The sequence below is a fragment of the Frankia canadensis genome (genome assembly GCF_900197875.1).
Classification (GTDB): Bacteria; Actinomycetota; Actinomycetes; order Frankiales; family Frankiaceae; genus Frankia; species Frankia canadensis.
In genome coordinates this window covers 67,102-85,866 of record NZ_FZMO01000001.1, presented here as the reverse complement: position 1 = coordinate 85,866, position 18,765 = coordinate 67,102, and the positions used below count along the sequence as shown (strand labels likewise).

Here is an 18,765-nt window from a genome sequence, read left to right as displayed (position 1 = left end):
TCCGCGACCATCATCGTGCATCCAGGACTCAGGAGAGTACCTGGTGCGACGCGTGTGGTTCACGGCGGGACTGCCGTGCCGGTCGCTTCTCGGTCGACATCGTTGGATTCAACATCAGCGACGCCTCCCGCGCGACGCACCATGTGGTGTGCCAGATCCGGCCGCCGGTCACCTATCGCGCTCGGAGTTCGGGAGTGCTGCTTCCACCCGGTTACGCCCACGATCTTTGGCGCGGTACAGCGCCGCGTCGGCGAGTTTGACGAGAGCCTTCACGTCGTCCTTCGGTGTGGGAACCATCGACATGACACCGATGCTGACTGTGACGATCTGGTCGGCGACCCGCGGGTGCGATTCGGCCAGTTCAGCCACGGCAGACCGCAGCCGGCCCGCGATCCGGGTGGCGGCGTCCGCGTCGGCACCCGGCATCACAATCGCGAACTCCTCACCGCCGTAACGGGCGGCGAGGTCCTTGTCGCGGATGCTGGCCGCTACGCAGGCGGCGACGCGTTGCAGGCACCGGTCGCCGGCAGCGTGTCCGAAGTGGTCGTTGTAGGCCTTGAAATGGTCAATGTCGATCATCGCGAACCCGACGGGTGTCGCCTGGCGCCGAGCCTGCCGCCAGACGGCATCGAGTACTTCGTCGAGACGCCGCCGGTTGGCCAGCCCCGTCAGCGCATCGGTGACCGAAATCTGTTCGAGCCGTCGGTTCGAGGTCGCGAGCTCCTCGGTGCGCTCAGCAACCTTACGTTCGAGTGAGGCATAAACAAGGGAGTTGTCCAGGCAGACCGCGAGCTGTGCTGCGATGAGCATGATCCCTTCGAGGCGTTCGGTGGTGAACGCGCCGCGGATCATCCGGTTCTCCAGGAGCAGCATGGCCCGCAGCTCGCTCCGGATCAAGATCGGTACGGCCAGCAGTGAGCAGCGGTCCAGTCCCGCGAAATAACGATCCTGGCCGAACCGGTCGTCGCGGGCTGCATCGGCGATGACGACGGGACCGCGAGTGCGCTCGGCGTACCAGATGACCGAGGTTGGCAACAGGCGCCGCCGGCTGGCCTCCTCCAGGGAGACCGCCCCCCCTTCGTCTACAGGCACCCACCACGTGCGCTGCTCCTCGTCCCGCAGGAGCAGGTGGACGGCAGTCGCACCGGTCAGCTCTCCCAGGATTTGTCCGACCTTGACCCGCAGACCATCGATGCTGGTCGCGGAACTCAGCGCTCTCGAAGCGGCAACGATGCCGAGCAGGTCAAGGGTGCCGGCCATCACGGTAGATCGGCGGACGGGTGGCTGGACTGTTGATTTCATGGCCGAACTGGCGCTGGCGGGCTCGGCCGCCAGCGCGGGATGGACGTAGTCGAGCTGACTGACCTTGGCGGCCGCACCCCAGTCCAGGTACAGGCCGCGGGCAGCGACGAGCAGGCCGTGGCCAGCTCCCACAACGCCGTGGGCCAGGTAGAAGCGCGCTGCGTGTTCGAGGATGAGTGCCCTGTGCCACGGACGTGCACGCGCGGAACTCTCCAGTTGCGCCGCGTCGAACGCGAACACCGCCCCTTGGAAGTCGCCGACGGCCCACGCCCGCTCCGCCTCGATCAGGCGCAGCAGGTGTCGGAAGTTCGCCGGTGCGTCGGCTGCCCGCTCGCCCAGCCATGCGACCAAACCGTCTAGTTCGAGCAGCATGGCATCGCGCTGAGGTGCGTCCGTAGCGCGGATCTTGGCCGCCAGAGCCAGTGCGCGCAGCACACGTGCCGTCGTACTAATGTAGGTCGCTTCAAAGGTCGGCAGCAATGGTGTCACAGCGGCCGTGTGCCGATCGAGTTCATCCGGATGATCAAGAATCGCGGCAGCGAGCGCCCGGGTGACGTGCAGTATGACGAGGACGTCCGGCTCGACGGCCAGCAGGCTTGGCTCGGACGCCTCGTCAGCCGCCGATTCCACGGGCCTTCCTCGCAACGCTCGGACGAGCCGACGGTATGCCCGGAAGACTTCTTCTGTTCGCCCGTTGCCGGTGCGTGCGGTGAATGCGACCGCCTCGTCGACCTCCGCGGCAAGGATTTCGAGTGACGGCGCACAGTCGAGGAGATCGCAGATAATAACGAAGTGCGCATAGCAGGCGTTTAGTAGATCACCATCCCGGACAAGACACTCCAGCGCGCTACGCGCCGCAGGCAGACTATTCTCGATGGGCTCGAACCAGTGCGCGGAGTCGACGATATACAGGAGCTGCGCCCGCCATACGTCAGGCTCATAGGTACGTGCTCGGCTCACAGCGAGAATCCGCCGAAGGATGCGAAACGAGGTGCGGTAGTCATGCCTGCGGGAGACGATCACTGATCCGATATAGCAGCCCGGGCCGACCAGGGCGGGATCCGGGCCATCCCGCGCCCACATCTGCATCGTCGTCACGGCCAGCCACGCCAGCATCGTCTGATCGCAGCAGTAGGCCGGAGGCATGAGTCGGTGGATGAGCTGAACGGCGCCGACGCGAGCTGGGTCGCTGACCGTCGACCGCCGAAGATCGTCAGACTCGCTGGTCTCGGTGATCCAGCGGGAGAGCACGTCGAGCCCGCGGTCGATCTCCGCGTCCAGGTGGTCCCGATCCGGGATGACAAGGCCGACGCGGCGCAACGCGTCCAGGCCGAGCCGCAGCGCCTCGCCGACGCGGCCACGGTTGAAGATGCTGCCAATCTGTATCGCAGTGGCTGGTGCACATTGCGCCGGGTCGGCACACAGACGGCTGATGGCCTCGTATTCGTCGTCTGCTTCCTCTAGGCGGCCCAGGCGGTACAGGGCGGCGTGCAGGTCCATGCGCACCGCCAGCAGCTGGCCTGTGTCGCTCGGGTCGATGAGCTTCGCCGCCGCGGACAGGAATCTCGCCACCAGCGGAGTGTCCGCCAGCGTTCCGATCTCGTCGGCGGCCCGCCGGAACTGCGTGACCATCAGCCGCCGTTCCTGTGGGTCGTGTACGGAGTCGGCCACGAGCAGGTATTGCTCTGCCGCTGACGCGAAGAACTCGCTTCGGCCGGCCAGGCGGCGGGCCAAGCCCAGCCGAGTGGCTTGTCGCACCTCGGGGAGGAGGTGGGCCAGGACGGACCGCTGACTCCGGTCGTGGTGGAACCGCACGCTGGGCCGCCCATCGGAATCGAGCACCAGCAGACCAGCGGCGCACGCGGGAGCGAGCCGCCGCTCAAGCTCGTCCCCCGCGAGCCCCGTCGCCACCTCCAGAAGGTCGAGCTCGGCTCGGCTCCCCAGGCAGGCCATCACCGCCAGCGTCTCCTGGGTCTTGGGCGGCATCGCGGCGACGCGGGTCGTCACCAGTTCCGCCACGTCGGCGTGCGTCAAGCGCCGGCGCAGCTCAGCCCGGTCCCAGCGCCAGCGGCCTTCACTGGGAGTGAGTATGCCGTCCTGTCGCAGCGAGTTGAGTAGCTCAACCGTGTTGTAGGGATTGCCGCCGGTCAATGGAGCGATCATCTGTGCCAGCTGCGTGGCGGCCGGCGAGGGTAGTTTCAGCAGGCCGGCTACCATGGCCTCCTGGCCCTCCGGCGTCAGATTGCCCAGCTGCAGGATGCGCGGCCTGACTGCCTGACGACTCCACCGTGGAATCATGGACGCCAAGGGATGGGCGGCGTCTACCTCGCTGTCGCGGAAGGCACCCACCAGTAGTAGGCCGTCGACCTCCTCCTCACCGCCGAGAATCGAGTCGATGAAGCCCAGCGAGAAACGTCCGGCCCACTGCAGGTCGTCGATGAAGAACACAACCGGCCGTTCACGGGAAGCGACCGCGCGCAGTACGTCGATGCTGCTGCGCTGCGCGCGCGCCTGCGCTGTCATCGGATCCCCCGGCTCGGGGGCGACAGCCAGGAGGGTCACCAGCTCCGGCACCATCGACGCAGCGAGACCGGTGTTCGGTCCTAACGTCTGCTCGATCCTGGAGCGCACGGCGACCAGGCTCTCCTCGGGCTCAGCCAGCAACAACCGGCCCAGCGCCCTGAATGCCTGCATCAGGCCATTATTTTCCCGGCCATGGCGGTACTGGTCGAATTTGCCCGCCACAAACCAGCCATCGTGACTCGCCGCGACCGGACGTAGCTCGTTGGCCAGCGACGTCTTGCCTACGCCCGGGGCACCACTGAGGACGACCCCGGGGCAGCGGCCCGTCATCACCTCGGCGAAGGCCGCTCGCAGCTCGCCGATCTCCCGATCACGCCCGGCCAGCCGCGCCGTCATGAGCGGTCGCTTCGGAAGATCGTGCTCTCCAGGGCGCACGACCGCCGCGCCACGAGACAGCAGAGCGAGGTCGTATATCAACCCGTCGGCGCTCCGGTAACGATCGTCCGGCTCCTTCTCAAGAAGGTGCATGATAATGTCGGACAGCTCTTCGGGTACCACCGGATTGATCCTCGACGGCCATACCGGCACCCGCGCGAGATGGTTATGAATCATTTGGAGGGGAGGACCCGTCCCGAATGGCGGTGCGCCCGTCGCCAGCTCATACAGGGTGGCCCCGACCGCGTACAGATCGGCACGCTGGTCTACAGGTCGACCGGTCCGACCGGTCCGCTCCGGCGCCAGGTACGGTACTGTTCCCACAATCTCACTGCTATGTTGGAATTCCTGCCGGATTGCCGCAAAAGTCGTGGCAAGCGCGAAGTCAATAAGAGACGTGACTCGACGGTCAGGACTGACAACGATGTTCGCGGGGTTGATGTCCAGGTGCACCACGCCCTGGCGGTGCATCTGTGCCACGGCCCGCGCAAGCGCTTCGGCCAGATCGACCAAGGCGGCCGGTTTCCACGGAACGCCCCACTCCGACAGCGCCATGCCACCGACGTCGGCAAGCAGGAGCGACCCGGGGCACAGCGGCGCCGGATCGGCCAAGTGCACGACTCCTTCAACGTCGGACAGGTGCTTGAGGATCTCCACCTCATGCCCCAACCGTCGCTGTGCCCCTGGCCCCAGCGGCTCCTTCCGGATCACACTCCCCGCTGTCGTCGCGAGCCGCGACACCCGCGTTCGCTCCGACTCGTGGAGCAGTTCCGTCCGCAGCACCAGCGGAGGATCACGATTCAGCGGCATGCCATCGGAACACATCAGCGAACCTCGCGAAACGTCGTACGCCCCCAACCCACCTAGTATGCCCAAGTTACGGAGACCACAACAATGTTGTTCGCGCCGTCCCCGACGAACCACGTCATTGCTGCCGGCAAGGGGTATTACGAACCAGCAGACCATAGAGGATAACCAGCGCGACTGGTGAACACTCTTCTCATTTTTGGCAGACACGCCGCTACCGCCCGTGGATCCCAGGGTCGAGCACTGTCTCGTGTCGACCGGGATGCCGCTGGCTCCCCACACCGCTCCGGACGCATGTGATCGCAGAGACGCGCCGTTGACGTGGCCAGAGTGCCGTCAGCCCGCAAGCCCGCAAGCTTGGTGTGGTCAGACGCCGAGGTCGCCGCGGCGGTAGTCCACGGTCAGCTCGTCCAGACGCGACCGCAGCTCGTCGTCGAGATGCAGGTCCATGGCGGCGAGGGTGGCCTTCAACTGCTCCGGCCTGCTGGCGCCGATGATCGGAGCGGTCACCGCTGGCTGAGCCAGCGACCAGGCGACCGCCAACGTCGGCAGGGCCACGCCGAGCGCGGCCGCGACGGCGGTCAGCTCGTCGACGGTGTCGAACATTCGCTCCTGCCAGTACCGCCGCTGGTAGTGGCTCGCGGCGGTACCGAGAGCGAACCTGCTGCCGCCCGCCGGCGGACTCGTGCGGTCGTGCCTGCCCGACAGCAACCCCCCGGCCAGTGGGTTGTACGGGATCACCCCGACGCCTTCTTCCAGGCACAGCGGAAACAGCTCGCGCTCGACCTCCCGGAAGAGCAGGCTGTACCGGGGCTGGGCCGAGTCGAACCGGACCAGGTTCAACGCCTCGCTACGTCCCAACGCCCGCGCGAGCTGGTAGGCGAGGAAGTTGGACACCCCGACGTAGCGGACCTTGCCCGAACGGACCACGTCGTCCAACGCCCTGAGCGTCTCGTCGATCGGCGTATCGCGGTCATAGAGGTGCAGCTGGTAGAGATCGATGAAGTCGGTGTTCAACCGACGCAGGGACGCATCGACGGCGTCGAGGATGTGCCGCCGCGACGCGCCTCGGTTCCACGGCCGAGGGCCCATCGGCCCGACGCACTTCGTCGCCACCACGAACTCGTCGCGACGACCAGCCAGCCAGCGGCCGATGATCTCCTCCGTGCGGCCGACGGTCTCGACGGTCCCGCCCAGCGGATAGACATCGGCCGTATCCAGGAACGTGATCCCGCCCTCCGCGGCACGATCGAGAATCGATCGTGATTGCTCCTCGTCGCACTGCAGACCGAACGTCATGGTCCCCAGACACAGCCGTGACACTTGCAGGCCGGTCCGACCAAGCCGAACATGTTCCATCGTCATCATCCCTCGTCGGAGGCCGTGTCGTCGACGGATGGGGCGCCCACCAGCCGGATCCCGCAGCAGACCGTTCCTGGGCGCCGACACGCCTCATCGCCTCGGGACAGGGTGTGCCGGCCGCCGAGGAGGTTATGGCGAAGGACCGAGATGCCGACCGTGACCGCCGAGCCCTGGACGTGCTCGCGCCACGGCACGGCTCGGCGGTCTCGATCAGCAGGCCCGTGGACAGCGTCCCGGATGCCGCCGGGCGGATTCTCAGACCATGGAGTGCGCCGCGGATCCGGACGGTGCTTCCACAGCTGCCGAACCGCCAGCAGGCGCGCCGGCCTCCGCGAGCTCCGCGGCGACCTCCCTGCCGGCGATTCGGCCGAAGGTGAGAGAACGGAGGACGGAGGTGCCCGCCGGGTACAGCTCGTGGAAAATTCCGGTGATCTCGCCGGCGGCCCACAGGCCTGAAATCGGCCGCCCGTCAGTGTTCAGGACACGCGACGTACCATCGACGCGAAGACCGCCGTAGGTGAAGCAGATGTTGGCCTCTACCGGAACACCTTCGTAGGGCGGCTTCGCCAGCGGCTGGGCCCAGTTCGACTTTCGGGGGCTGATCCCGGCGGTCGCCTTCCCATCCAGACGCGCCGGGTCGAACTCGCCGTCCTGGCAGGCCTCGTTGTACTCCTCGATGGTGCGGCGCAGCGCGTCACCCGGAACCCCGAGCAGCTCCGCGAGGCCCTCGACCGTGTCGGCCCGCAGCGGCGGGTTCTCCTGATCGTTGAGCGCCTCGAATCGAGGGACGCCCGCTCGGATGCCCGCGTCGACGATGGCGTAGGCGCGCCCGTTCTGGTTGCGGAAGATCCGGTTGCCGACCTGGTCGAAGTGAATGTCGTGCGGACGCTCTGCCTCGTCCATGAAGCGCTCGCCGCGCTGGTTGACGAGGATCCCGAACAGCCAGGACCCCACCTGGCCCTCGCGGTTGGACGAGCGCGGGTCGACGGGCTCAAGATGGGCGCCGTCGAACTGCCCGGCCGTGTCGGCGCCGATCTCCATCGCCATGCGGATGCCGGCGCCCGTGTTCACGTCCGTGCCCGGCGAGACGGTCTTCAGCCGGTGGGCGTTCGGGATGTACCGCGAGAGCATCTCGGGGTTCGCCTCGAACCCGCCGCTCGCCAGCACGACCGACCGCGCCCGCATCGTGTGCTCGGTACCGTCGCCGGAGCGCACCACGACGCCCTCGACGCGCGAGGAAGCACCGGTCACCAGCCGCAGCGCGGTCGTGCTGTAGAAGACGGACGCTCCGCGTCCCTCGATGGCCGCGCCGAGCGCCTCGACGATCGCCTTCCCGCCGCCGACGGGAAACCAGACCTGCCGGCCGAACGCCAGTTGGAAGGGCACCTGGTGCTTCCCGATCTCGACGCCGTGTGCGCGGATCCAGTTGAGCGTCTCGGTGGCGTTCTCGTAGAACGCCTCGATGTACTCGTCGTTGACGTGGTGCCCCGACGTGGCCCGGACGATCTCCGCCCATCCGGGGTCCAGCTGCGCGTCACCGTCGAGCCGGAAAGCCGATGTCGTCCACGCGGTGGAGCCGCCGCGGTGCTGTCGGTCAGCCCGGTCGAGAACCGCGACCCGTGCCAGCGGAGACTCCTCTAAGAAGGAAAGCGCCGCGGTCAGCCCAGCCGCCCCGTGACCGACGACGACGACGTCCCATGGCCCTTCCAGGTCACTGGGACCGTCGGCGGTCGTTTCAACCTGGGTCATCTCTGTCAACTCCTTCTCGGCTGCCACGAACAAGGACGGTCCTCGCCTGGCGCCCATGGCGTCACGAAGATCCGGCGACCTCCACTACGGCAGTCACGACGAGCACGACGACCCGGTCGGTCTATCGGTCCCTCCCGGTCACGGACGGGCTGCCGTTCGCGTAGATCCCCTTGATTCCACTGCGACAAACCGCCGCGACGGCACCCGGGCGACGGAGGACCGGCGCTCCGGAGGTCGTCACGCGTCGACGATGGCGCGCATCCGCTCGACGATCCGGACCGGATCTCCGCCGTGCGGGATGATCTCGAGATAGGTGACTCCGGCATCACGGTATGCGGCGACGCGATCGGCGACCGCCGCGGCGGGACCGGCCATGATCAACCCATCGAGGAGGTCGGTGGGCAGCGCCGCCTCCGCTTCCTTCTTCTTGCCGTCCAGATAGAGGTCCTGGACGACCTTCGCGGCGGCACCGAAGCCGTATCCGGTGGCGATGTCGTTGTAGAAGTTCTTTCCCCGCGCGCCCATCCCGCCGACGTACAGAGCGACCTGAGGCCGGACCGCGTCCCGGACCGCGTCGACATCGACGTCCGCACCGATCGCGACCCGGCCGCCGGCGAAGACATCCAGGGAGCCAAGCTCAGGCGCGCGCAGCGCCGTCCCTTCCGCGAGTGCCTCCCCCCACACCAGCTTCGCGCGCTCGGGGAAGAACAGGAAGGGAATCCAGCCGTCGGCCAGTCGCGCCGCCGCCCGCACCGCACCGGTCTTCAGCGCCGCCCACCAGACGGGCACCGCGGGGCGGTCGGGCCGGTTGACCAGCTTCAGCGGCCTGCCCAATCCGGTGCCCTGCCCTTGTGGCAGCGGAATCGTGACCGCCGGCCCGTCGTGGGCGACCACCTCACGGCGAACGGTCTTACGCACGACCTCGATGACATCCTGGGTCCGGGCGAGCGGCGCGACAAAGGGGACGGCGTGGAATCCCTCGACGACCTGCGGGCCCGAGGCGCCGAGGCCGAGGATGAACCGCCCGCCCGTGACGTGGTCGCAGCCGGCGGCGGTCATGCCCAGCAATGCCGGTGTGCGGGAGTACACGTTGACGATGCCGGTACCGATCTCCATTCGTTCGGTGATGGCGGCCAGGTAGCCGATCTGGCTGATCACGTCGAAGGAGTAGGCCTCGGGCAACAGCACTGCGTCGAGACCGGCTCGTTCCAGGTCCGGCAGCATCGCCGCGAAGGCGCGGAAGTCCCCTGAGTACGGGTGCGTCATCGCAAGCTTCATGGAATCACTCCGTGGAACGTCATCGGCGTTCGGGCAGGCGACGCCCAGAAAAGGGAGGAACTACCGGTGCGGCCCGTCGACGAAGCGCCCGGCGGCACCCTGGTCAAACCAGTCGACCGTCAGCCGCCCTGAGCCTGAATGGACACGTCCTCCCACTGGGCCCAGGTGTTCAGCCGCTGCTGGTACAGATATTTGACGAGCTGGGTCGGCGGCGCACCGAACAGAACCCGCAGCGGTGGGTTCTCCGCCTCGACGATCTTCATGAGCGCCGGGCCGGCGGCCGCGGGATCCCCAGCGGACGAGGAGCCGGCCTTCGAGCGTTCCGCCATCACCTGACGCATGGAGTCGTAGGCGGGGTTGGGAACCGTACGTACAGCGGAGGAACCGGCCCAGTCCGTGCTGAACCCACCCGGCTCCACCAGGGTGACCTTGATGCCGAACGCGGCGACCTCCTGGGCCAGGGCCTCGCTGAGGCCCTCCAGCGCCCACTTGGAGGCGTGGTATCCGCCGAGATTCGGGAAGGCCGCGATTCCTCCGATCGTCGAGATCTGGATGATGTGCCCTTCGCGCTGCTCACGCAGCTGTGGGAGCACAGCCTGAGTGACCCATAGCGCGCCGAAGAAGTTCGTCTCGAGCTGGTCACGAATCTGTGACTCGCTGAGTTCCTCCACGGCGCCGAACAGACCGTAGCCGGCGTTGTTCACCACCACGTCGAGCCGGCCGAAGCGGGCGACCGCGGCCTTGACCGCGCTATCGACGGCGGATTTGTCCGTCACGTCCAGCGGTAGCGCGAGGACGGCGTCCCCGTACGTGGCGGACAGATCAGCGAGCGTGTCCACGTTGCGGGCCGTGGCGGCGACCTGGTGACCCGCCTGGAGCGCGGACTCCACGAACACGCGACCGAACCCTCGAGAGGATCCGGTAACGAACCACACTTTGCTCATCTTCTCGCAGCTCCTGATCTCCGATTGCCCAGGTTTCTCACGTTACGCGCCACGGAGGGCGTGGCCTCCTCGCCGCGTTTGGGACGGTATGGAACACCCGTACGTCGGCGCCGCGTCACATCAGTTCTAGGAGGGTGGCGTTCGCCTGCCCCCCGGCCTCACACATCGTCTGCAGACCGTACCGGATGCCGTTGTGGCGCATGTGGTGGACGAGCGTCGTCATCAGCCGGGCCCCGCTCGCTCCGAGCGGGTGGCCGAGCGCGATCGAGCCGCCGTTGGAGTTCAGCGCCTTGGGATCAGCCCCGGTCTCGGCCAGCCAGGCCAACGGCACCGATGCGAATGCCTCGTTGACCTCGAAGGCACCGATTGCATGGATGGACACGCCGCTTCGGTCGAGCAGCTTCCTGGTCGCCGGAATGGGTGCCGTCAGCATCGGCATGGGCGCGTCACCTAGCACGACCGCGCTGTGGACGCGGGCGATCGGAGTCAGGCCGAGTTCGCCCGCCCGCTCCGAGGTCGTGACGAGCAAGGCGGCCGCACCGTCGCTGATCTGTGAGGCGTTGCCCGCGGTGATCATCCCGTCCGGCTTGAACGCCGGCTTCAGCCTGGCCATCGCCTCGGTCGACCCACCGCGACGGACTCCCTCGTCGGCGGCGATCACGACACCGTCGGCAGTCGTCACCGGCACGATCTCGTCGGCGAAGCGTCCCTCGTCCATCGCCTGTGCCGCCCGCTGATGGGAGTGCAGGCTGTACTCGTCGAGCTGGGACCGGGAGAGGTGCCACATCGTGGCGACGTCCTCGGCCCCCATCCCCTGATTCGGGAACTCCGAGCCAAAGCGCTCGGCGTAGAGCTCGCCCAGGGGGGACGTTCCCTCGGTGATCGCCGAGAACATCGGCACCCGTGACATCACCTCGACGCCACCGGCCACGGCGATGTCATAGTGCCCGGCGATGACTCCGGCCGCCGCGAAGTGCACCGCCTGCTGCGACGAGCCGCACTGCCGGTCGACGGTCACGCCCGGCACCCGCTCGGGCCATCCGGCCGACAGGACCGCGGTGCGCGCGATGTCGAAGGTCTGCTCGCCGACCTGGCTGACGCATCCCCACACGACGTCGTCGACCAGCGCGGGATCCAGACCGGTACGTTCGGCCAGGCCGCGCAGCACGAGCGCCGAGAGATCGGCCGGATGCACGCCGGACAGACCGCCGTTCCGTTTGGCGAGCGGCGTACGGACCGCCGCCACGATCACAGCGTCGCGAGCCAATCTCGTCACCCTCTCCCTGACATGGACCGCACCAGGCCGGTCCCCCGACAGGTCGTGCGTCCACGGATCCGCGGCCGGATGTCCCTGCCGACGGCACGTCCACGTCGGGAGTGCCTGACCGGGCTCCGCCGCGGACCGGACACGAGCCTGCTACTTCGCGGTTTCCAACGGCAGGTTGTAAAGCTTCACCGCGTTGTCCTGCATGATCTTGCGGATCGACGCGGCGGGGACGTCCTTCAGGGCCTCCGCGCTGCGCTCGACCGGCGACGGGAAGAGGCAGGTCGGGTGCGGGAAGTCGGTCTCCCACATGACGTTGTCGTCGCCCAGGTAGTCGAGCAGCAGCACCGGGCCCGCGTGCTCGAACCAGAACGTCCCGTAGATGCCCTTGCGGAACATCTCCAGCGCCGGCGGCTTGGTCGGCCCGCTGCTGCCCAGGATCTCCTCGCGGTACTCGTAGTCGATCCGCTCGAGCACGTACGGGATCCATCCCATGCCGCTCTCGACGGAGACCCACTTGAGGTCCGGGTACTTCAGCAGGATGTCACTCACGACGAGGTTCGAGATGAACCGGGCGTTGTTGAGCTCCATCTGGACCGAGTTGACCGGCTTGACCGCGCGCTTCTCCAGCGACGGCCACGCGATGTCGTGCTCACGGCCCGCGGTCGAGCTGGTCGACCCGACGTGGATGTTGATCGGCATCTTGTAGTGCGACAGCACCTCGTAGAGTGGCTCCCACTCGGGCTGCCCGAGGTCGGGAAGCCCACCCAGGTGCGGGTTACCGGCCATCGTGATACCCCGCAGGCCCATCGCCTGGATCCGCTCGACCTCGGCGACCGACGCCTCGATGTCCCAGAACGGCAGGACAGCCATCGGGAACAGCCGGTCCTCACCCTCGGCCTGCCACTCCGCAACCGCGTCGTTGTAGATCGACACGATCGCGGCGCCGGTCTCCCGGTCAAGCTGGTTGATCAGGGCGTACGCCGCGAAGCCCATCGCGTTGGGGTAGACGACCTGCGCCCAGATCCCCATCTTGTCCATGATCTGCAGTCGGGCCTTGGCGTCGTAGGATGCCTCGTGGATCTCGTCCCACTGCATGCCGGCCGTGATGTCGATCGTTTCCATGTTCGTCTTCTGGCCGGCCTTGTTGACATAGCTGGCTCCGCCGGCCATGAACATGGGCGTGTCGCCGAGCCACCAGCGCATGACGCCAGCGCTGTCCGGGCGCACCTTCGGTACCACGTCCTTGTACTTCTCGGGCGCGCGGGACGACCACAGATCCCAGGGTTCGGAGTAGTGGGAGTCGACATCGACCAGCTTCAGACCAGCGAATAGTCCGTCGACGGGCAGCGACATTTGACTTGGCTCCTTACAGCTCACGAGATCGCACTGATCCCTATCGTCTTGACCTGGGTGTAGGTCCTGAGCGCCTCAACCCCCTTGACTCGGCCCACACCGCTCTCCTTGAAGCCGCCGAAAGGCGCCTCCACACCGAGCTGCGCGCCGTTGACCGTCACCTGGCCGGCCTTCAGGCGGCCGGCGACACGAAGCGCCCGCCCGACATCACCGGTCCAGATGCTCCCGGCCAGTCCGTACGGCGTCCCGTTCGCGATCTGAATCGCCTCGGCCTCGGTGTCGAAGGAGAGCACGCTCAGCACCGGCCCGAAGATCTCCTCCTGAGCGATGCGCATGTCCGGACGCACGTCCGAGTAGATCGTCGGGAGGACGTACCTGCCACGCGCGAAAGGCGCCTCGGTGACGGCCTTCCCGCCCACGCGGAGTGACGCCTTCTCGTCGCGCGCGATCTGGAAGTAATCACGCACCTTGTTGAACTGCTCCTGCGTGATCAGCGGGCCGATCTGCCTGCCGATCTCCATCGCGGACACCAGCGCGGCCACCCGGTCGACGAGTTCGTCGTGGATGGACTGCTCGGCGAGCAGGCGGGTCGCCGCCGAACAGACCTGGCCGGCGTTCGACGTGAAGGCCCGCGCGACGTGCTCGGCGGCACGGTCGAGATTGGCGTCGGCGAAAACGATGTTCGCCGACTTCCCGCCGAGCTCCAGAGTGGCGGGGATGGTTCGCGACGCGGCGGCCGCTCCTACGAGCCTTCCTGTGCGCACCGACCCCGTGAAGGCCACCTTCCCTACGCCGGGATGCGCCACGAGCGCGGCACCCGCCTCGGGTCCCAGGCCCGTCACGACGTTCAGGAGGCCGGGAGCAAGCCCTGCCTCGTGCGCCACCTTCCCCAGCAGGAGCGTCGTCGCGGAGGTGAACTCCGAGGGCTTGACGACCAGGGCGTTGCCGGCCGCGAGCGCGGGAGCGACATCGCGGGTGGCCTGGCTGAGTGGACCGTTCCACGGCGTGATGACGCCGACAACACCGAACGGCTCCGGCCGGGTGAAGGCCGCGGCGCCCGCACCGAGGTCGATCGTCTCCCCGTGGAACGACCGCACGATGCTGCCGTAGTACGCGAAGTACTCGGCGGCGCCGTCGATCTCGCGGCGTGGATCCGGTTTTCCTGTCTCTTCCTTCTCAAGACGCACGAACTCGTCCGCGGCGTCTCGAATGGCGTCGGCGACAGCGCTCAGGACCCGTCCCCGCTCGGCCGCCGACCGTTCGCTCCAGGCGGGCTGAGCCCGCTTCGCCGCGCCCACGGCGACGTCGACGTCGGGGGCCGTGCCACGAGCGATGACCGATACGACCTCCCCGGTCACGGGGCTGGTCACGTCCTCGACATACGCGCCCTCGCGCGGCGGGTGGGGCTGCCCGTCGATCCAGTGCTCATAGCGTTCTCCCACGAGCTGGCCTCCTCGGGTGTCGTGCCTCGACGGAACCCTATCGCACATCCAGGATCTCGGATACAGTCCGCCAAGTCGGTCCACAGGACCCCGGGAACCCTAGAGATCTGGTTCGGAGGACAGGTGTCAGTTCGCGGCAGAGCCGCCATCGTCGGCGTCGGTACCACCGAGCAGGGCGAGCTCCCTGGACGTAGTGCCGACGAGGTCGCGGTGGAGGCGATCAGCCTGGCGCTGGCCGACGCGGGGCTGGGCAAGGACGACCTGGACGGCCTGATCACCTGCCGGGCCGGCCTCGGCGTCGGCGGCGTCGACACCGGCGTCGGCGAACTGCTCGGGATCCATCCCCGATACAGCGCGACACTCCAGTACGGCACCTGCAACTTCTCGCTGCACCTGGCGGTCATGGCCATCCTGGCCGGACTGGCCGACACCATCGCCATCGCATACGGCGCGACCCAGCGCAGCGAGAAAATCAACTTCGGCGTGCCCCACAGCGTGGATCTCGCGTCCACGGCGGGATTCGTCCACATCGCCGGGCCGGCGGGGCTGGCCCTGCAGCGCCACAAGTACCTCTACGGCACGACCGACGAGCAGTTCGGGAACATCGCGGTCGCGCAGCGCCAGTGGGCACAGCTGAACCCACTCGCGATCTTCCAGAAGCCGCTGTCGATGGCGGAGTACCTGGAGCAGCCCTATCTCGTCGAGCCACTGCGCCGCGCGGACGTCACGATGATCTCCGACGGCGGCGCCGCGCTCATCGTGACCTCGGCGGACCGCGCCGCCGAGTTCCCCAAGCCCGCGGCGCACGTCCGAGGCATCGCGGAGACCACAGCGCTGGACGGAGGGCGTACCCCGGAGAACCTGATGCGGCCCTGGATCGCGAACGTCGCACGCGACCTGTACGCCAGCTCGGGAATGGGGCCGCAGGACGTCGACGCGCTGTACATTCAGGACCCGACCGCCGTCTGGGTCCTCCAAATGCTGGAGTACTACGGCTTCTGCCCCGTTGGCGAGGGTGGTCGTTTCCTCGCCGAGGGCCACACCTATCCGGGCGGCCGGCTTCCGCTCAACACGAACGGCGGCCAGCTGTCCGAGAGCTACATGTGGGGCTGGCTGCACCTGTGCGAGGCGGTCCGCCAACTGCGTGGCGAATGCGGACCGCGCCAGATCCCAGACGTCGAGGTGGCCATGTACTGCTCCACGATGACGTTCGCGAAAGGAGCGGCGTCGATTATCTCGACGTCACGGTGATGACTCAGCCAAGATTGCTGCCGGATGTAAAAAACCCTCTCGCCGCGCCTTTCTGGGCCGGCCTGCGCGAGCACCGGCTCGTCGTCCAGCGCTGTCCGGCGTGCGGCACCAAGCGGTACCCGGCCGCCCCCCTGTGCACGGCCTGCCTCACACCGGGTGGCGAGTGGGTCGACGTGGCCCCCGAGGGCGAGCTGTGGAGCTACGTGGTCTACCGCCGCGCGCTGTCACCGGCGTTCGCCGACGACGTCCCCTACCCGATAGGGCTCGTCGAGGTCGACGACGCACGCCTGCAGATCCTGTCCCGCATCGACGCGCCGCCCGACTCGATCAGCATCGGGGCGCGCATGCGGGCGCGTTTCACCCCGGTCACCGAGACAGTCACGCTGCTGTCATGGGCCCCGGCGGAAGAATCGGCGGCCGCGCATGACTAAGGCGCCTCACGGCAGTGCGCCGCGTGTGGAACCGAGCGATGAGAACGCCACGGCCCTGCCCGGCAGCCTGACGGGTATCCGCGTCGTCGAGATCGGCGACCAGCAGGGTGAGTACACCGGCCTCTCCTTGGCCGGGCTGGGCGCCCAGGTGGTCCGCGTCGAGCCCCCGGGCGGCGCGCCGACCCGGCGGCTCGCGCCCTTCGCGGGCGACGTACCCGACCCGGAGCGATCCCTGCATTTCTGGGCCTACAACCGCGGCAAGAAGTCCGTGGTCCTCGACCTGGACACCGACGACGGCTTAGCCGCCTTCACCCGGCTGCTCGCCACCGCGGACGTGCTGATCGACTCGACCCCGCATCGCCACCTCGCCGAGCGCGGCCTGACCGACCTCGAGGAGCGCTTCCCCCGGCTCATCACGGCCCGCATCACCCCCTTCGGCGAGGACGGGCCCTGGGCGGGCTACCGCGGCTCCGACCTCGTCCACCTCGCCCTCGGCGGGCCGCTGCTCAACTGCGGCTACGACCCACTGCCGGACGGCCAGTACGACCTGCCGCCGATGGCTCCACAGCTCTACCACGCGTTCCACATCGCCGGGGAGCACGTCACCTTCGGCGTCCTCGCGGCGCTCGTACGCCGGCAGAGCAGCGGGCGAGGGCAACGTTTGACCTGCGCCGTCCACGAGGCGGTCTCGAAGAACACCGAGACCGACCTGATGGCCTGGGTCGTCCAGCGGCAGCCCTATTACCGCCAGACCGCCCGGCACGCGGGGGCGAAGGTCGGCCAGGACCTGACCATCGCGCATACGAAGGACGGCCGCTGGCTCAACGTCATCAGCATCGGCGCCCGCGACCGCAACCTGATGAAGCCGTTCCTGGACAAGTACGGCATGGGCGACGCCATCACGGAGGAGAAGGTCGAGGCCGAGGTCGGCGCGCGCCACATCCCGGGCACGACGCAGTCCGCCTCGGCGAACGTGGAGATCATCCAGCGTCTCGTACGGCGGTTCACCTTCGCCGAGCTGCCCTGGCAGGAGATGCAGGCGGCCGGGCTGCTGTGCGCTCCCGTCCGCCGGCCGGAGGAGAACGCGACCGACCCCCACTGGCTCACCCGCGGGACCTTCGTCGCGGTCGAGCATCCAGAGGACGGACGGTCCTACGTGTACCCGGCGAGCAAGTGGATTGCGACCGGGTCGCGCTGGGACGCCGGCCGCCGCGCGCCACGAGTCGGTGAGGACACCGCCGACGTACTGGCGTCCTGGCCCGGCACCTCGGCGGCCTCCGGTAGCGCCACGGCCACGGCGCGCATCGGCGACATCGACGAGCGCCTGTCAGTGCACAAGAAGCCATTCGCATTGCCAGGAACGAAGATCTTCGACTTCACCTGGTTCCTCGCGTCAGCGGGCGGCACCCGCTTCCTGGCCGCACTCGGCGCAGACGTGATCAAGGTCGAGTGGAAGGCGCACCCCGACACCCGAGGCGGTGGCTTCCCCGCCGGCGGCCGGGAGGCCCGGCGGGCCGCCACCACGCCGCTGGTCGCCCCGCCCACCGGGCCGATGGGTGGCCAGTTCAACAACAAGAACCCTGGCAAGCGCGGCATCTCGCTCAACGTGCGCCACCCGAAGGGGCGCGAGATCGCCCTTGAGTTCCTGCGTCGCAGCGACGTCGTCGCCGAGGGGTTCTCGCCGGGGGTCTTCGAGCGCTGGGGCCTCGGCTGGGACGCGCTCCGGGAGATCAACCCGTCGATCATCTACGCGCAGCAGTCCGGGATGGGCGCGAAGGGGACCTACGGCCGGTTCCGCGCCGTCGGGCCGATCGCCGGGTCGCTGTCCGGGCTCACGCACCTCGGCGGCCTGCCCGAGCCCGCGCTGCCCACCGGATGGGGCTACTCCTACCTCGACTGGCTGGGCGCGTACAGCTTCGCCGCGGCCATCCTCGCCGCCCTCTACCAGCGCGGCGAGACCGGGCAGGCGCAGTGGGTCGACGCCTCCCAGGCCGAGGTCGGCATCTTCACCACGGCGGTGCCTGTCCTCGACTGGTCGGTCAACGGACGCTCGACCGCGCGGTTCGGCAACCGCGCGCCGTACGGCAACTTCGCCCCGCAGGGGGTGTACCGCTGCGCCGGCGAGGACCGCTGGCTCGCCATCACCTGCCTGGACGACCGTGACTGGCGCGTGCTGGCCGGCATCGTCGGGCCCGCCGGCTGGGCCGACGACCCGCGGTTGTCCACCGTGGCCGGGCGCGTCGCGCACCACGACGAGATAGACCGGCGGATCAGCGTCTGGGCGGCGACGCGTGACCGCTACGCCGCGATGGAGGAGCTGCAGCGCGCCGGGATCGCGGCGGGCGCCGCCCAGACCGCCGAGGACCGGTGCGACATCGACCCCCAGCTGTCGCACCTGAAGTGGCTCACCGAGGTCCCGAACCCGAGCGTGGGTACCTGGCCCGTGGCGGAGGTTCCGTTCGACCTGTCGGAGACGCCCCCGCACGCCGGCGGGTGGATCGACAAGGGCGCGCCGGTCTACGGCGAACACAACTACGAGGTGTACGGGGAGGTGCTCGGCCTCAGCTGTGCCGAGGTCGACGCCCTCGCCGAAGAGGGTGTCGTGTGACCAGCCGGCGCGA

11 protein-coding genes are annotated in these 18,765 nt (G+C 68.3%); 3 read left to right on the top strand and 8 right to left on the bottom strand.

Features of this window, described 5'->3' with window-relative positions; genetic code table 11:
* Positions 1-168: 168 nt before the first annotated feature.
* The 8 genes from C1A33_RS00335 to C1A33_RS00295 all read right to left on the bottom strand — a co-directional run bounded on the left by C1A33_RS00335 (position 169) and on the right by C1A33_RS00295 (position 14,546).
* The gene (locus C1A33_RS00335; RefSeq protein WP_101829516.1) at positions 169-5,085 is read right to left on the bottom strand and encodes a diguanylate cyclase; all 4,917 of its coding nucleotides are present in this window, start codon (positions 5,083-5,085) and stop codon (positions 169-171) included.
* Between the two features lie 348 nt (positions 5,086-5,433).
* Positions 5,434-6,426 carry an aldo/keto reductase gene (locus C1A33_RS00330; RefSeq protein ID WP_279354574.1) on the bottom strand — a complete coding sequence of 331 codons (993 nt, stop codon included), beginning with the start codon at positions 6,424-6,426 and terminating at the stop codon, positions 5,434-5,436.
* A gap of 258 nt (positions 6,427-6,684) precedes the next feature.
* Positions 6,685-8,178, bottom strand: a complete 1,494-nt coding sequence (locus C1A33_RS00320) for an FAD-dependent oxidoreductase (RefSeq protein ID WP_165818160.1) — start codon at positions 8,176-8,178, stop codon at positions 6,685-6,687.
* 237 nt (positions 8,179-8,415) lie between these two features.
* Complete coding sequence (locus C1A33_RS00315) at positions 8,416-9,456, bottom strand: LLM class F420-dependent oxidoreductase (protein WP_101829512.1); 1,041 nt, start codon at positions 9,454-9,456, stop codon at positions 8,416-8,418.
* Between the two features lie 119 nt (positions 9,457-9,575).
* Complete coding sequence (locus tag C1A33_RS00310; protein ID WP_101829511.1) at positions 9,576-10,400, bottom strand: SDR family oxidoreductase; 825 nt, start codon at positions 10,398-10,400, stop codon at positions 9,576-9,578.
* 115 nt (positions 10,401-10,515) lie between these two features.
* On the bottom strand, positions 10,516-11,667 hold the full coding sequence (locus tag C1A33_RS00305) for a thiolase family protein (protein ID WP_101829510.1): 1,152 nt from the start codon (positions 11,665-11,667) through the stop codon (positions 10,516-10,518).
* 150 nt (positions 11,668-11,817) lie between these two features.
* On the bottom strand, positions 11,818-13,020 hold the full coding sequence (locus C1A33_RS00300; RefSeq protein WP_101829509.1) for an amidohydrolase family protein: 1,203 nt from the start codon (positions 13,018-13,020) through the stop codon (positions 11,818-11,820).
* Between the two features lie 20 nt (positions 13,021-13,040).
* Positions 13,041-14,546: an aldehyde dehydrogenase family protein gene (locus tag C1A33_RS00295; protein WP_243407031.1), complete on the bottom strand. Its 1,506-nt coding sequence runs from the start codon at positions 14,544-14,546 to the stop codon at positions 13,041-13,043.
* 39 nt (positions 14,547-14,585) lie between these two features.
* Here C1A33_RS00295 and C1A33_RS00290 point away from each other — a divergent pair, with 39 nt between their 5' ends.
* The 3 genes from C1A33_RS00290 to C1A33_RS00280 are packed head-to-tail and all read left to right on the top strand — an operon-like array spanning position 14,586 to position 18,752.
* Positions 14,586-15,713, top strand: a complete 1,128-nt coding sequence (locus tag C1A33_RS00290) for a thiolase C-terminal domain-containing protein (RefSeq protein ID WP_101829507.1) — start codon at positions 14,586-14,588, stop codon at positions 15,711-15,713.
* On the top strand, positions 15,713-16,144 hold the full coding sequence (locus C1A33_RS00285; RefSeq protein ID WP_165818159.1) for a Zn-ribbon domain-containing OB-fold protein: 432 nt from the start codon (positions 15,713-15,715) through the stop codon (positions 16,142-16,144). Before C1A33_RS00290 ends, C1A33_RS00285 begins: the two co-directional genes overlap by 1 nt.
* Before the next feature lie 25 nt (positions 16,145-16,169).
* Complete coding sequence (locus C1A33_RS00280) at positions 16,170-18,752, top strand: CaiB/BaiF CoA transferase family protein (protein ID WP_207770084.1); 2,583 nt, start codon at positions 16,170-16,172, stop codon at positions 18,750-18,752.
* The last annotated feature ends 13 nt before the right edge of the window (positions 18,753-18,765 follow it).

Bases quoted from the DNA above. Each gene is read 5' to 3' on its own strand.
- C1A33_RS00310 (WP_101829511.1), bottom strand. From the start codon at position 10,400: ATGAGCAAAGTGTGGTTCGTTACCGGATCCTCTCGAGGGTTCGGTCGC.
- C1A33_RS00315 (WP_101829512.1), bottom strand. From the start codon at position 9,456: ATGAAGCTTGCGATGACGCACCCGTACTCAGGGGACTTCCGCGCCTTC.
- C1A33_RS00285 (WP_165818159.1), top strand. From the start codon at position 15,713: ATGACTCAGCCAAGATTGCTGCCGGATGTAAAAAACCCTCTCGCCGCG.
- C1A33_RS00320 (WP_165818160.1), bottom strand. From the start codon at position 8,178: ATGACCCAGGTTGAAACGACCGCCGACGGTCCCAGTGACCTGGAAGGG.
- C1A33_RS00330 (WP_279354574.1), bottom strand. From the start codon at position 6,426: ATGGAACATGTTCGGCTTGGTCGGACCGGCCTGCAAGTGTCACGGCTG.
- C1A33_RS00300 (WP_101829509.1), bottom strand. From the start codon at position 13,020: ATGTCGCTGCCCGTCGACGGACTATTCGCTGGTCTGAAGCTGGTCGAT.
- C1A33_RS00335 (WP_101829516.1), bottom strand. From the start codon at position 5,085: ATGTGTTCCGATGGCATGCCGCTGAATCGTGATCCTCCGCTGGTGCTG.